The 13,944-nt window shown below is 54.4% G+C and carries 12 protein-coding genes; 4 read left to right on the forward strand and 8 right to left on the reverse strand.

The features are described 5' to 3' along the window. Positions 1-55: 55 nt before the first annotated feature. Positions 56-2,125, forward strand: a complete 2,070-nt coding sequence (gene rep, locus ELY25_RS17290) for a DNA helicase Rep (protein WP_126952499.1) — start codon at positions 56-58, stop codon at positions 2,123-2,125. Positions 2,126-2,174: 49 nt separating this feature from the next. On the opposite strand, the gene ELY25_RS17295 is transcribed toward rep, so the two are convergent. The 3 genes from ELY25_RS17295 to ELY25_RS17305 form a co-directional block, all read right to left on the reverse strand. After that, positions 2,175-2,594, reverse strand: coding sequence for a c-type cytochrome (locus tag ELY25_RS17295; protein WP_236995760.1), 420 nt, complete (start codon positions 2,592-2,594; stop codon positions 2,175-2,177). Positions 2,595-2,852: 258 nt separating this feature from the next. Beyond that, positions 2,853-3,110, reverse strand: coding sequence for a hypothetical protein (locus ELY25_RS17300; RefSeq protein WP_126952501.1), 258 nt, complete (start codon positions 3,108-3,110; stop codon positions 2,853-2,855). Continuing rightward, positions 3,076-3,996 carry a GNAT family N-acetyltransferase gene (locus tag ELY25_RS17305; protein ID WP_126952502.1) on the reverse strand — a complete coding sequence of 307 codons (921 nt, stop codon included), beginning with the start codon at positions 3,994-3,996 and terminating at the stop codon, positions 3,076-3,078. Before ELY25_RS17305 ends, ELY25_RS17300 begins: the two co-directional genes overlap by 35 nt. A 111-nt stretch (positions 3,997-4,107) precedes the next feature. Here ELY25_RS17305 and ELY25_RS17310 point away from each other — a divergent pair, with 111 nt between their 5' ends. From ELY25_RS17310 to ELY25_RS17320, 3 genes are all read left to right on the forward strand, one after another. Then, the gene (locus ELY25_RS17310) at positions 4,108-4,788 is read left to right on the forward strand and encodes a response regulator transcription factor (protein ID WP_126952503.1); all 681 of its coding nucleotides are present in this window, start codon (positions 4,108-4,110) and stop codon (positions 4,786-4,788) included. Further along, entirely contained in the window at positions 4,785-6,164 is a 1,380-nt protein-coding gene (locus ELY25_RS17315; RefSeq protein ID WP_126952504.1) for an ATP-binding protein, read from the forward strand. Before ELY25_RS17310 ends, ELY25_RS17315 begins: the two co-directional genes overlap by 4 nt. A gap of 102 nt (positions 6,165-6,266) precedes the next feature. Beyond that, entirely contained in the window at positions 6,267-6,869 is a 603-nt protein-coding gene (locus tag ELY25_RS17320; RefSeq protein ID WP_126952505.1) for a CBS domain-containing protein, read from the forward strand. Between the two features lie 116 nt (positions 6,870-6,985). Here ELY25_RS17320 and nhaD read toward each other — a convergent pair whose 3' ends face one another. The 5 genes from nhaD to ELY25_RS17345 form a co-directional block, all read right to left on the reverse strand. After that, the gene (gene nhaD / locus ELY25_RS17325; protein WP_126952506.1) at positions 6,986-8,452 is read right to left on the reverse strand and encodes a sodium:proton antiporter NhaD; all 1,467 of its coding nucleotides are present in this window, start codon (positions 8,450-8,452) and stop codon (positions 6,986-6,988) included. Between the two features lie 154 nt (positions 8,453-8,606). Continuing rightward, complete coding sequence (glmS, locus tag ELY25_RS17330) at positions 8,607-10,436, reverse strand: glutamine--fructose-6-phosphate transaminase (isomerizing) (RefSeq protein ID WP_126952507.1); 1,830 nt, start codon at positions 10,434-10,436, stop codon at positions 8,607-8,609. Positions 10,437-10,484: 48 nt separating this feature from the next. Beyond that, entirely contained in the window at positions 10,485-11,855 is a 1,371-nt protein-coding gene (gene glmU / locus ELY25_RS17335; protein ID WP_126952508.1) for a bifunctional UDP-N-acetylglucosamine diphosphorylase/glucosamine-1-phosphate N-acetyltransferase GlmU, read from the reverse strand. Between the two features lies 1 nt (position 11,856). Continuing rightward, positions 11,857-12,978 carry an FAD:protein FMN transferase gene (locus ELY25_RS17340; RefSeq protein WP_126952509.1) on the reverse strand — a complete coding sequence of 374 codons (1,122 nt, stop codon included), beginning with the start codon at positions 12,976-12,978 and terminating at the stop codon, positions 11,857-11,859. Positions 12,979-12,987: 9 nt separating this feature from the next. Further along, the gene (locus tag ELY25_RS17345) at positions 12,988-13,788 is read right to left on the reverse strand and encodes an undecaprenyl-diphosphate phosphatase (RefSeq protein ID WP_126952510.1); all 801 of its coding nucleotides are present in this window, start codon (positions 13,786-13,788) and stop codon (positions 12,988-12,990) included. Positions 13,789-13,944 lie beyond the last annotated feature (156 nt).

Here is a 13,944-nt window from a genome sequence, read left to right on the forward strand (position 1 = left end):
ATGCGCGTAGAAACGCCTGATTGTAGATGAAAAACCGCAAAGGATAACGTGCCTAATGACGCCCTCGCCCCCGCAGTCCATTCTCAGCCGCATCAAAGGCCTCAATCCGCGCCAGCAGGAAGCCGTGCGATATATTGACGGCCCCTGCCTGGTACTGGCGGGGGCAGGCTCCGGCAAAACCAGCGTTATCACCACCAAGATTGCCTATCTGGTGCAAGAGTGCGGAATGAGTGCGCGCCGGATTGCGGCGGTCACGTTCACCAACAAAGCCGCTCGGGAAATGAAAGAGCGCGTTGGGCAAATGCTCAAAGGCAAGGAAGGGCATGGCCTAACGGTTTCGACCTTTCATACCCTGGGGCTCAACATTATCCGTGGCGAGCTGAAAACGCTGGGTTACAAGCCGGGCTTTTCACTGTTCGACCCGGAAGACGCCAAGGCGCTGCTGCGTGATCTGATGAACAAGGACGCCCAGGTAGACGCCGAACAGATCAACAGCGTGCAGAGCAAGATTTCCACCTGGAAGAACGACCTGGTGCTGCCCAGCGACGCACTTTCCTTTGCCGCCGATGACGACGAGCATTTCGCCGCCCGCGTGTACGAGGCCTATAACCGCCACCTGAAAGCCTACAACGCGGTGGATTTCGATGATCTGATCCTGTTGCCGGTGGTGCTGTTGAAAAACGATGCCGACGCATTGGAGCGCTGGCGGCGCAAGATCCACTACATGCTGGTGGACGAGTATCAGGACACCAACGTTTCTCAGTACTTGCTGGTGAAGCTTTTGATGGCCGAGCGCTCGACCTTTACGGTGGTAGGCGATGACGACCAGTCAATCTACGCCTGGCGCGGCGCACGCCCCGAGAATCTGATTACCCTGGGGGAAGACTTTCCACGCCTGAAGGTGATCAAGCTGGAACAGAACTACCGCTCGACCGGGACAATTCTGCGCGCCGCCAACACGCTGATTGCCAATAATCCCCACGTTTACGATAAAACCCTGTGGTCGGATATGGGCGACGGCGCGCCGATCCGGGTGATCGTCAATCGCCACGAAGAGGCAGAGTCCGAGCGGGTAGCCAGCGAAATGCTCACCCGGCGGATCAAGGAGAAAGCCGAGTGGCGCGATTTTGCCGTACTGTATCGCGGCAACTTCCAGGCCAGGCTTCTGGAGCTCAAGCTTCAGCACTACCAGATTCCCTACAAGCTATCCGGCGGCACGTCGTTCTTCTCGCGCAACGAGATCAAGGATGCCATGGCCTACCTGCGCCTGCTGATCAACCCCGCCGACGATAATGCATTCTTGCGCATCGTGAATGTGCCGCGCCGCGAGATAGGCCCAGGCACGCTTGAGAAACTGGCCAACTACGCTACCGAGCGCTCGATTTCGCTGTTCGCCGCCTGCCACGAGCTGGGCCTGGAGCAGACGCTGCCTACCCGCGCGGTGGAGCGCTTGAGCCGGTTTACCCATTTTATCGATGGGGTACGCAAGCGGATGGATCAAGGCGATGCGATTGCCGCCATTCGCGATATGCTGCGTGACATGGACTACGAGGCGTGGCTTTATCAGAATGCAAGCGCCCCCACCATTGCCGAACGGCGCATGGCCAACGTGTGGATTCTGATCGACCAGTTGGAAAAGTCGATCAATCGTGACCCGGAAGAGGATACCGATTCCACATCGACCGAGACCGATAGCGTGGAAGCCGCCATCTCTCGACTGGTACTGCGCGATATTCTGGAGCAGCAGGCCGAGGAGGATGACTCGGACCGCGTACAGCTACTCACCATGCACGCATCAAAGGGGCTGGAGTTCCCGCATGTTTATCTGCTGGGTTTGGAAGAGGATCTTCTGCCCCACCGCAATGCCATTGAAATGGGTACGGTGGAAGAGGAGCGCCGGTTGGCCTACGTGGGTATTACCCGGGCCAGGCGCACGCTGACGCTTACGCTTGCCCGCCAGCGGAAAGCCTACGGCGAGCTGATGGATTGTCAGCCCAGCCGCTTTTTAGATGAGCTGCCTGCAGATGACCTGGAATGGGAAGGCCGGGCGGATAAAGAGGACCCTGACAAGAAGCAGGCGCGGGGCAAGGATGCTATTGCAGGTTTACGCTCGTTACTAGGCTAGCGGCCTTGAATTATCCACAGGCGGATTTGGCATTACGCCTGTGGATAGGTTATTCAAGCTCGTCAACCATATAGTCGACAATCGCTTTGATCTCGTCATCGCTGAAATTGAACCGGCCACCCTTGGGTGGCATGGCACCAATTCCGTTGATCGCATTGGCATAAAGCTTGTCAGTCCCCTGAGCAAGCCGTGCCGTCCAGGCATTGCTATCACCCGTCGCCGGGGCGCCTGCAATGCCTGCCGCGTGGCAGGCGCCACAACTCGCCTTGGCGTATAGCGCTTCACCGTCGTATTGGGCGGCTTCTTCCAGGTCAGGCGTATCTGACGCAGCAACTTCAGTCTCCCTATGCTGGGTCACAGCCCGTTGGCACTCCTGGCCTTGTAGGCAGAGCCTGCCAACCGGCGCAAGGCGCTCGGCAAGCGGTTCATCTTCGGCTTCTTCGTTAGCAAGCACTACACCTGATAACATCCCAAAAGCCACTAACCCGCCCAATATACATTTGAAATTCACCCAGCCCCCCTTAGTCTTTTATCGCCACGACAGCTTTTATCATCACGACAACAAGGTCCAACCCTGCACCGATAACAGCGTTTCAAGAAAATAGTATCTTCTTTTTCACAGATAGCAGAACAAGTTTTAATGCCGGATAACCAAAGGGGCGATAGGCGAGAGTCGCCTATCGTGGATGAAATAGAAGTGCCTACACGGTGATTTAAATGCGTTCGTTTAGAAGATCAGTTTAAAGACGCCGGTAAGGGTAAGAAGACCTACGGCAAAAATAAAGATAATAACCCAAAGCAAAATTTTCATAGCGTTTCCTCCATGATTAAAAGAAGCATTCCTTAATACAGCGCTCTCAGTATAGAAGAAAAACCAAACGACACACTTAATATTATCCTTTGAATAAAAGAATTCATGTGCTTCATCATAGGCTTGAAGCATTAAACCATTAGCATTTCCAGGCAAGCAGGCGCTGCTGGGCATAGCAGGCTAATCCCGCCTGCTGGTAAAGGCGTAGGGCAGGCGTATTGTTGGCATCGACCGTTAGTATCATATCGGCCGCGCCTTGGCTAACCGCTAGCTTAAAAGCTGCTTGTAACACTTTTCGGCCTATTCCCTGGCCGCGCCATAGCGGCACGACGCCCATTAATAAAAGCTCCCAGCAATGTTCAGACCCAGGAGCCAGCAGCAGCACGCCTACCCGTTCATGACCTAAGTTAACGCTATACCAGTGATCTGGAGCCTCCGGGGCCTGGTTATAAAAACCAGCCAAGAGTGCTTCACTGGAAAGCGACTCCCGCAGCGTCGGGCAGTCCAGCGACCCTTGACTGATTGAATCAAGCAGGGAGGTTTGCGCAGCCACGTTCAGCTTGGCAAAGGCTTCCAGTTTGATAGGCGTTGGCGTACCAGATTGCACGCAGGTTAGTTCAGGCGCCAAGGTAACGGATAACAAATTAATAGATAAATGGCGCAGCTCGGCCAGGCGCACCATATTGTGGGCGAGCAGCGTCGCCTCCCACGCATAGTGGCTGGGCGGCAATGCCACATGGCAAAGGGTTATTCCCTGCTCGGTTATCCATGCGTGGGCGGCAACCAGCAAGGCCTGGCCTGCCGGGCTATCCTGACGAGGAAGCCATAGCTGTGCCGTGGCGTGGGCGAGCGGCTGAACCCAGAGCGCACCGGTAATCTGCTCTTGCTGCCGATAGACCCATAGCCCTTCCCAGTCAGGCTGTCTGGCCGACTTCAAGGCAGCCTGGAGTGCTGGCTGCAAAGCAGGCTCATGGACCGCAGCCAGATGCAGCAGTGCTTCCCGGCGAAGCGTTGAAGGGCAGATAGCCACACAAGCGCTATAAACGGTGGATTTATTCATTAATCAAAGCGCCATTGCATTGCTTTCGTTGATGTTAATCCTGACTGACTCCCCCTAACGATGCTACCTTTTGTTACCAATTAACGGACCATTACAGGAGTAGCTAACACCATGCGCATACTGCTGGTTGAAGATGACGCCAGCTTGTCTTCGGGCATTCGCCTGGCGCTCAAGCCGGAGCACTATACCGTTGACCATTTAGATAATGGCAACAGTGCCCTTTTGGCACTCAAAGAGTCCGAACCTTTCGATGCGATGATTCTCGATTTAGGCCTGCCCGGCGTGGATGGTTTGCAGATTATCAAGACCGTTCGCCGCCAGGGCAGCCAGATTCCCATTCTGGTCCTCACTGCACGAGATGGTATTAACGACCGCATTGCGGGGCTGGATGCCGGGGCTGATGATTACCTGGTCAAACCCTTTGAGGTAGAGGAGCTCAAGGCCCGCCTGCGCGCGCTATTGCGGCGAAGCCAAGGCCAGCTGGATAACCACCTGGAGTGCCGCGGCATCCGTCTGGACCCGCTAACCCTAAGCGCTAGTTATCAGGGTCAAAACATTCCCCTTTCGCGGCGCGAATTTACCCTGCTGCAGGAATTTATGGGCCACCCGGACCGGGTATTTACCCGCGATACGCTGACCAGCCTGATTTATGGCTGGGATGAAGATGTGGAGAGCAATGCCATTGAAGTCCATATCCACCACCTGAGGCGTAAGCTATTCCCTGAGGTGATTCGCACGCTGCGCGGTATTGGCTACGTAATGGACAAGACGCCGCCAGGAGGCGAACGGTGAACTCTATTCGCCGGCGAACGCTGGGGCTGACGCTGCTGCTGTTTTTATTCAGCATCATGGCAATCAGCGTGATCAGCTATCGCTACACCACCCATGAAATCCAGCAGTTGCATGATGCCAGCCTCGCCCGCCACGCCCATCTGTTGGGCGAACTGATGCAGGCTCCCCTACCACCAGCCTATCGCCAAGCGCTCCTAAGAAGAGTGGAAAGCACCCTGCAAACCGAGCAACGCGCTCCCAACATGCTGGTGTTTCAGCTTTGGGAAGGAGACGAATTGCTACTCCGTTCGGCGGATGCGCCGCGACTCCCCCTTGCCGCACCGCTTTCAGCGCCCGAGGGTGGTTATGCAAGGCAGCAGCATCAAGAACAGACGTGGCAAACCTATACTTTACCGCTGGCTGACGGCACCCGCCGAGTGATCGTGGGTGAACGCGACGATGTGCGCCTAGGCCTGATCAAGCGTGTGGCGTTGCGCACTTTGTTGCCTGAGCTTATCGGCTTAATTATATTGGCTTTGCTGCTTTGGTGGAGCATCGGTTGGGGGCTTGCGCCGCTGTCGCGAATGGCAGAGCAGATTCGCAGCCGTGACCCGCACAATCTCCAGCCGCTCAGGCTTTCCCCACTGCCTTACGAATTGGCGACCATTTCCGGCGCGCTTAATCGTCTGTTAATGCGTATTCAACGCTTGCGGGAGCGTGAAAAGCACTTTATCGCCGATGCCGCCCACGAGCTACGCACCCCGCTTGCCGTACTTGATCTGCATGCGCAAAACGCCCTGGCCGCACAGACCCCACAAGACCGTGAGGAGTCACTTGATCACTTGCGCCAGGGCGTTGCCCGGGCCACTCATCTGGTCAGCCAGCTATTAACATTGGCACGGCTTGACCCCGATGAAGCCAGCCCGCCACTACGCTCTGTGGATGCACTTTTCGAGGTGCGTGATGCGCTGGCCAAACTGCTGCCTCTGGCTCAGCAGCAACAGCAATCGCTTCAGCTAGATGCCGATGAAGAGGGCCCCTGGACATTAAACGAGGTTCCTGGCGCGCTGGGGGCGTTGATTCAAAATCTGGTAGGTAACGCTATCCAGCACTCCCCCCCTAACGGCAATATCCACGTGCACCTCAAAGCTGCGGCGGAGCACATCACCATAGTGGTGGACGATCAGGGCCCTGGCATTCCGCTAGCGGCGCGCAAGGCGGTGACCGCACGCTTTCACCGGTCAGGGCCTGGCGCGGGCTCCGGGCTCGGGTTATCTATTGTTGAACGGATCATTACCCAACAAGGCGGCATGCTGGCGTTTGATGACGCGCCGGGAGGTGGTTTGCGTGTTCAGGTAACACTAAAACGTCGTTTATCTTCAGACCCGTTTTTGTGATCATTTTCGAGTCTTAAGGTTGTGGTAAGAATTAACTGCAACTCTGAAGGTACCAGACCAGCGGGCAGTAAGCCGTTAGTCCCTATAACAGGAGGTACCCTGATGAACCAAGTGGCTTTTTCTCCCAAATCTTTAATTCAGTTCAACACGACACCCCGCCTTACCTCACCTGAGGCCAAACGACTAACCACTGAAAGCTCAGCGCTTGACGTACTTACCGACTTTCAGACCCTGAAGCCTCATTCGGTTACAGCCGATACGCCTGTGGATGAAGCCCATCTTAAAATGCGGCACAGCGGTGTACGGCTGCTATTCGTGACCGATAAGCAGAGCCACTGCCTAGGCATTCTTACCTCCCGAGAGCTAATCGGCACCCGTCGTATCAACCTGGCCATGCAGCAGCGTAACCTTGATCGTAACGAAATTACTGCTGAAATGATCATGACGCCCTGGAACAAGCTGAGCGCCATGACGTTCGCTCAGCTTTCCGCTCTGACGATTGAAGACCTTGTCTTTATTATGGAAGACGCTACCGAGCAGCACCTGTTGATTACCCAGTACGATGCCCAGCATGAGCTGACCATTCGTGGGCTGGTCTCAGCTACCGATATACAAAATGCGGTCGGTAAAGAAGTGAACAACGTAGTCCCCATGGCGCGCAGCTTTGCCGATATCTGCCAAGTGATTACCGGTCACGACCTATAGGGTTAGCTAGCCAGTTACACCTAAGATATTATTTTTTTAAAATTATTTTTATTATATAAAAACGCCCCTTATCGGTAACGGTAAGGGGCGTTTTTAGTAACGTATCAATCGATCTATCAGAATAGGGACGCGTTAATCAGTAGATGAGTCGCGATACTTGCCGCGTAACCCAACAAAATGGCAGGTACCCAGCGCAAGTGGACCATAAAGGTATAAATACCCCGCGCCTGTCCCATCAAGGCAACACCCGCAGCAGAACCCATGGAAAGCAGGCTGCCGCCTACGCCGGCTGTCAGGGTGATCAATAGCCAGTTGCCTTCCGACATATCCGGCGCCATTGAAAGCACCGCAAACATCACGGGAATGTTATCCACGACCGCCGAGATAAGACCTAACACCACGTTAGCCCAGACCGGGTTCCAACCGCCGTAAAGCGTTTCAGACAGCAGGCTTAAGTAACCCATAAAGCCAAGCCCGCCAACACACAGCACAACCCCGTAGAAAAACAGCAGGGTGTCCCACTCCGAGCGGGCAATACGGCTGAAGATATCAAACGGTACCACGCTACCCAGCTGCTCCAGCTTCTTCCAGTCTCCCCGGCGCGAATAACGTTCCCGCTTGCGCTCCAGCGAGCGCGGCAGACTGCGCCGCAGGTAGTAGCCAAAAAACTGTAAAAGCCCCAGGCCGAACATCATGCCCATGGCAGGCGGCAGATGCAGAACCGAGTGGCAGAGAACTGAAATGGCAACGGTAATCAAAAACAGCACGATAATCCGCCGTGCGCCCCGCTTGAGCCAAACGGTTTCAGTAAGGGCCGCAGGCTGGCGGTTAACAATAAAGAAATTCATGATGACTGCAGGCACCATGAAGTTAACAATCGCAGGCAATAAAAGCACAAAGAAGCCGCTAAACGGCACCTGGCCTGCCTGCCAAACCATCAGTGTGGTGATATCCCCAAACGGGCTAAACGCGCCTCCCGCGTTAGAGGCCACCACCACGTTAACGCAGCATAAACCAATAAACTTTTTATCGCCTTCGGCTACTTTCAGCACCACTGCACACATCAACATGGCCGTGGTCATGTTATTGGCAATCGCCGAAATACCAAACGCCAGGAAACCGGTAATCCAGAAAAGGCTACGGTAACTAAATCCTTTGCGTACAAGCCATGCACGCAGCGCATCGAAGGTACGCCGCTCTTCCATCGCGTTGATATACGTCATGGCTACCAACAAGAACAGCAGCAGCTCAGTATATTCAAGCAGGGTTTCACGAAATGCGATTTCCGATACTTCAGGCATTCCAGCCTGAACGTATACCCATGCCACGATAGCCCAGATAAGCCCCGCCGCCACCAGCACGGGCTTTGATTTGCGCATGTGGATAAGTTCTTCAGACATGACCAGAGCGTAGGCAAGTATGAAGATGGCAACACAGGTAATACCGGCAAGCGACAGGGTTAAATCAAGGGGGCCGGCATCGGCATAGGAGAGAGTGGGAAAAGCAATAGTGCAGAGAGCGATCAACAACCAAGCGACCCGGCGAGCTAAGAGCCGGGCAGCAAGGACGTTTGGTGGTTTCATGACAGCGTGATCCTGACAGTTTGGGAGAGAGACAGCGCCACGATAATAAGCACACTAACTAAATGCGGCAACGCAGCGACCGCGCATATGGTGCGGCTTAATGCCGCACCATGTAAAGCGGTTTTTTGAAACTTCCCTAATTTTGCTTACGCTGTTATTCGACTGTTACGCTTTTCGCCAGGTTACGCGGCTGGTCCACATCGGTACCTTTCAAAACTGCTACGTGGTAGCTCAGAAGCTGCAGGGGAAGGGTATACAAAAGCGGCGCCAGCGCTTCATGAATATGGGGCAATTCAATGACCTGAATATTATCCTCAGGTTTGATACCCACGTTTTCATCGGCAAATACAAATAGCTGGCCACCACGGGCGCGGACTTCCTGCAAGTTGGACTTAAGCTTTTCCAACAGGTCATCGTTGGGCGCGACCGAAATGACCGGCATCTCGCTATCCACCAGTGCCAGCGGCCCGTGCTTTAACTCGCCTGCAGGATAGGCTTCTGCATGAATGTAAGAAATCTCTTTAAGCTTGAGCGCACCTTCCAACGCAATAGGATAGTGAGCACCCCGGCCCAGAAACAACGCATGATGTTTTTCCGCAAAGGCTTGAGAAAGCTGCTCTATCTGGCTATCCAGCGCCAGCGTCTGCTTGCAGACGTCAGGGAGCGTCTGCAACGCTTCCACAATACCCGCATGCTCTTCCTGGCCCTTGGCTTTGCTGACCGAAAGCGTCAACAGCATGAGCGCGACCAGTTGGGTAGTGAAAGCTTTGGTCGAGGCAACACCGATTTCAGGGCCCGCACGGGTCATCAATGTCATGTCAGACTCGCGCACCAAAGAGCTTCCCGGCACGTTGCAGATCGCCAACGTGCCTACGTAGCCCAAGGTTTTGGCAAACCGAAGAGCCGCCAACGTATCGGCCGTTTCACCAGATTGGGAAAGTGTCACAAACAAGGCGCCTTCCGGCACAACCGGGTGGCGATAACGGTATTCTGACGCTACTTCAACCTGCACCGGTACGCAGGCGTAACGCTCAAGCCAGTAGCGAGCCACCATGGCAGCATGGTAGCTGGTGCCACAGGCGATGATATGTATTTGACGCGCTTTCTGGAAAAGTGCCTGGGCATCAGGACCAAAGCTCTCTATCAGTACGCTGTTGCCACTCAGCCGACCTTCAAGAACAGCTTGAATGACCGTAGGCTGCTCATAGATTTCTTTGAGCATATAGTGACGATAGTCCCCTTTACTGGCAGCACCATCGCCATGCTCGAAGATTTGTACGGGCCGGGTTACTGAATTGCCGTCACGATCCACGATGCGGATGACACCTTTCTCACGCAGTTCTACCAGGTCGCCCTCTTCCAGGTAAATAAACCGATCCGTCACCTGCAGCAAAGCAAGCGGGTCTGAGGCTAAAAATGCCTCATCAATACCCACGCCCACTACCAGAGGACTGCCCTGACGAGCGCCCACTACTACGCCTGGTTCCTTGCTACTCATGACGCCCAAGGCATAGGCGCCGCCCAGGCCATTAACAATTTCCTGGGTGGCATCAAACAGGCTGAAACCACTTTGCAGTTTGTCGGAAAGCAAATGAGCGATTACTTCGGTATCGGTTTCTGAACTGAACGTGTAACCACTGGCTTGCAGGGTCTCTTTTATATACTCGTAGTTCTCGATGATTCCGTTATGTACGACGGCCACCTGCTGCCCGCTGTGATGCGGGTGTGCATTGGCTTCTGACGGTTTACCATGGGTTGCCCAGCGGGTGTGGGCAATGCCGAAAAAGCCCGGCAGAGCTGCCTTGGCAAGCTCATCTCCCAGAACAGCCACCTTGCCCAACGCGCGATGACGGGTCAGCTCGCCTTTATCGTTCAACACCGTCATACCGGCTGAATCGTAACCGCGATACTCCAGGCGTTTAAGCCCTTCCAACAGTATTTCCTGCACGTTACGTTGCGCAACAGCCGCGACGATGCCACACATAAACGAATCTCCTAAAGCATGTAAAAAAGCGGTGGGTGTACCAATAGTCTACTTATCGGATTTGACGGGGCGCGGCCAGCCGACTTTTTCCAGCTGCTTGCTACGCGTTACCGCTAGCGCATGCTCACTGACATCCTTGGCAATGGTCGACCCGGCACCTACCGTCGCCCCTTTGCCGATAGTGACTGGAGCTACCAGCGCACTATTGGAGCCAATAAAAGCGTTATCGCCTATTTCGGTATGATGCTTGTTGGCACCGTCGTAGTTGCAGGTAATGGTACCGGCCCCCACATTCACATCACGCCCCAAACGGGCATCGCCGACATAGCTTAAATGATTGATCTTACTGCCTTCGCCTACCTCGGCATTTTTGGTTTCCACAAAGTTACCGACCTTGGCGCTGATGGCTAGCCGCGTGCCGGGGCGTAGCCGCGCATAGGGACCAATTTGGTTACGTCCCGCAGCGACCGTACTATCAATCACACTATGGCTATCTACATTACTGCCAGCGCCGATGGTGCTGTTCTTGATCACACAGTAAGGCCCTATGCGTACGCCTTCGCCAAGTTCTACGGTGCCTTCAAAAACGCAGCCAATATCGATAGATACATCATGCCCGCAGGTCAGGCTACCCCGAACATCAAGCCTAGCCGGGTCGGCCAGCGCCACGCCCTGCTCCATTAACTGGTTAGCTACCTGTACCTGATACGCGCGCTCTAATCGCGCCATCTGTGCACGATTGTTAACGCCTTCCACTTCAGAGGCACTGGCAGGCTGTTCTGTGCATACCTTAATGCCGTCACTAGCGGCCATTTCGATAACATCGGTCAAGTAGTACTCGCCCTGAGCGTTATCGGCAGAGAGTCTCGGTAGCCAACGCTTTAACTGAGCACTGGTCATCGCCATGATGCCCGTGTTGCACTCGGTGATCGCAAGCTCGGAGGCACTAGCGTCCTTCTGCTCGACAATTGCCACCGCCTCACCTGCGTCATTACGCACAATGCGACCATATCCCGTCGGGTCAACGAGGGTGACGGTCAAAAGCCCCATATGCTCATCATCCACATGGGCTAGTAACGCACTTAACGTTTCGCGCTGAATCAGCGGCACGTCGCCATAAAGTACCAGTACGTTCCCGCTACCCAGTTGATCCAGCGACTGGGCAACCGCATGGCCCGTGCCTTTTTGCTCGGCTTGTAAGGCGAACGTCACGTTCTCATCGGCTAGCGCCTTGCGCAGTTGGTCAGCACCATGGCCGATCACCACATGGGTACGCTCAGGCTGTAAGCCTGCAGCGGTTTCCAGCACGTGCGTCACCATGGGTTTTCCCGCCAGGGTATGCAGTACCTTTGGCGTTTGTGAGCGCATCCGTGTGCCTTTACCTGCCGCAAGAATCACGACATCCAGTTCATTGTGCATCCTAGTTACCTTCTTGTGTCGAGCGCGCGTTAGGGGCAGTCCATGGCTCAATCCCCAACTCGTTGACCAGGTCTTCGCCGAAATATTCAACAAAGTCAGGGCTTACGATACTTTGCCAATGATCGCCATCGCGTATCAACATTAAAACACTCAGATTATGGTCTACCGCCATTTCCATACCGGCCTCACTACCCACAACTAGCAATGCCGTTGCCCAAGCATCAGCCCAGGCGTTGGAGGGATGAAATACCGATACCGAGGCAAGTTTATGCGTGACCGGTCGCCCGGTACGCGGGTCAAGGGTATGAGAAAATCGCTGTCCATCGGCCTCGAAGTAATTACGGTAGTCACCGGAGGTGGCCACCGACATATCATGTAGCGGCACAATATGCTGGGCATGAGGCGTACCGCTTTGCGGGGTTTCAATGCCCACGCGCCAGGGGGTATTTTGATCATCGCGGTACCCGTGGGCCAGCATATCCCCACCCAGGTTGATGAGATAACCCTCGATCCCCTGCTGATCCAGATATGCGCCCACGCGATCAGTCGCATGGCCTTTGGCAACACCAGAAAGGTCGACATAAACATTACGCTCACGACGTGCCTGCATGGCCTGTGTATCCACTTCCACCGCGTCAAAACCGACCTGGGCCAACCGCTCGGCAAGCAATTCCTCCGATGGGATCTCCTTGGGCCGCGCTTCAGGCCCAAAGCTCCACAAATTAACCAGATCGCCGATGGTCACATCAAAAGCGCCATCGCTTTTTTCTGCTACCGAGCGGCTAATCGCCAATACTTCAATAAGCGCATTGGAAAGCGGCTGCCATTCATCCAGCGGTGCCTGGTTAAAGACACTCAGCTCAGAGTCATCGCGATAGGTCGACATGGCCATATCCACGCTTTCAAGCTCAGCCAGAAAACCGGATTCCAGGTTATCAGCCTGCTCCTGGGTCAAAGGATCGCTGATCGTTATCTGGTAGAAGGTACCGAAAATTCCCCCTTCCAAGCGTACCGGTGAATCGAGCGGACGATCTTTCTCAGAACAGCCTACTAAAAGCAAAAGTGCGGCAGCGACGGCCGCTTTTTTCAATAACTGCGTCAACCCAGGCAGTGATGAGATCATGAGTTAGCTCTAAAAGTGAAAAAACCAGATAAGCCACGCACCGAAAAGCACGCGATATGCGACAAAGGGCTGCATGCCCATTTTTTTAATGATGACCAGAAAGTAGTGAATACACAGATACGCAAACACGCCGGATAACAGCGTGCCGGCAAACAGTGGGAACCAATCGATGGCTTGAGGTTGGCGTAGCAGCTTGATGGCTTCAAGCCCACCGGCCAGAAGGATAACTGGAATAGAGAGTAGAAAGGAGAAGCGGGCGGCCCCTTCACGGCTCATTCCCACCATCAGGGCTGCCGTCATGCTGATGCCAGAGCGCGAGGTGCCGGGTATCAGGGCCAGCGCCTGGGAAAAGCCGATAATCAGCACTTCCTTCCAGCCCATCTGATACTCGCTTTTGGTCCCTCTCTTGAAGTAATCGGCATAGCCCAGCAAGAGACCAAAGCCAATCAGGCTGATTCCAATAACCAGCGTTGAGCGCATGTAATTTGAGATGGCGTCTTGAAGCAGAAAACCGATGATGCACACCGGTAGGGTAGCGACGACGATCCAGAGGCCCAAGCGGGCATCTTCATCGACCGGCCCGCCTTTTAAAATCGCCAAGCTGCTTTGCACTATTTGCAGGATTTCTCTTCGAAAATAAATGATAACGGCAGTCAAGCTTCCTACATGGAGCGCAACATCAAAGGCAAGCCCTTGATCCTCCCATGAAGTAAGTACCGGTACTAAAATTAAATGCGCGGAGCTTGAAACAGGCAAAAATTCAGTTAGGCCTTGCACCGCGGCAAGTACCAGTATTTGTAACCACTCCATGGATCATCCTGTACATAAGAAGGTTATTGAATGACGTTGTTACATAAGGATACACCTCTATCAGGCGCATGTCCGCCATGGGCCATCGTCGTATAACATTATGTGCGCGCGAATACTTCATCTTAAAGGGCTTAAGAGATTACCAGGCGGTGCGCT

Source organism: Vreelandella populi (assembly GCF_003989825.1).
GTDB classification, from domain to species: Bacteria; Pseudomonadota; Gammaproteobacteria; order Pseudomonadales; family Halomonadaceae; genus Vreelandella; species Vreelandella populi.

Excerpts from the sequence above, each read along its gene's own strand:
- rep (WP_126952499.1), top strand. The coding sequence starts at position 56 with ATGACGCCCTCGCCCCCGCAGTCCATTCTCAGCCGCATCAAAGGCCTC.
- ELY25_RS17295 (WP_236995760.1), bottom strand. The coding sequence starts at position 2,594 with ATGTTATCAGGTGTAGTGCTTGCTAACGAAGAAGCCGAAGATGAACCG.
- ELY25_RS17300 (WP_126952501.1), bottom strand. The coding sequence starts at position 3,110 with ATGCCCAGCAGCGCCTGCTTGCCTGGAAATGCTAATGGTTTAATGCTT.
- ELY25_RS17305 (WP_126952502.1), bottom strand. The coding sequence starts at position 3,996 with ATGAATAAATCCACCGTTTATAGCGCTTGTGTGGCTATCTGCCCTTCA.
- ELY25_RS17310 (WP_126952503.1), top strand. The coding sequence starts at position 4,108 with ATGCGCATACTGCTGGTTGAAGATGACGCCAGCTTGTCTTCGGGCATT.
- ELY25_RS17320 (WP_126952505.1), top strand. The coding sequence starts at position 6,267 with ATGAACCAAGTGGCTTTTTCTCCCAAATCTTTAATTCAGTTCAACACG.
- nhaD (WP_126952506.1), bottom strand. The coding sequence starts at position 8,452 with ATGAAACCACCAAACGTCCTTGCTGCCCGGCTCTTAGCTCGCCGGGTC.
- glmS (WP_126952507.1), bottom strand. The coding sequence starts at position 10,436 with ATGTGTGGCATCGTCGCGGCTGTTGCGCAACGTAACGTGCAGGAAATA.
- glmU (WP_126952508.1), bottom strand. The coding sequence starts at position 11,855 with ATGCACAATGAACTGGATGTCGTGATTCTTGCGGCAGGTAAAGGCACA.
- ELY25_RS17340 (WP_126952509.1), bottom strand. The coding sequence starts at position 12,978 with ATGATCTCATCACTGCCTGGGTTGACGCAGTTATTGAAAAAAGCGGCC.
- ELY25_RS17345 (WP_126952510.1), bottom strand. The coding sequence starts at position 13,788 with ATGGAGTGGTTACAAATACTGGTACTTGCCGCGGTGCAAGGCCTAACT.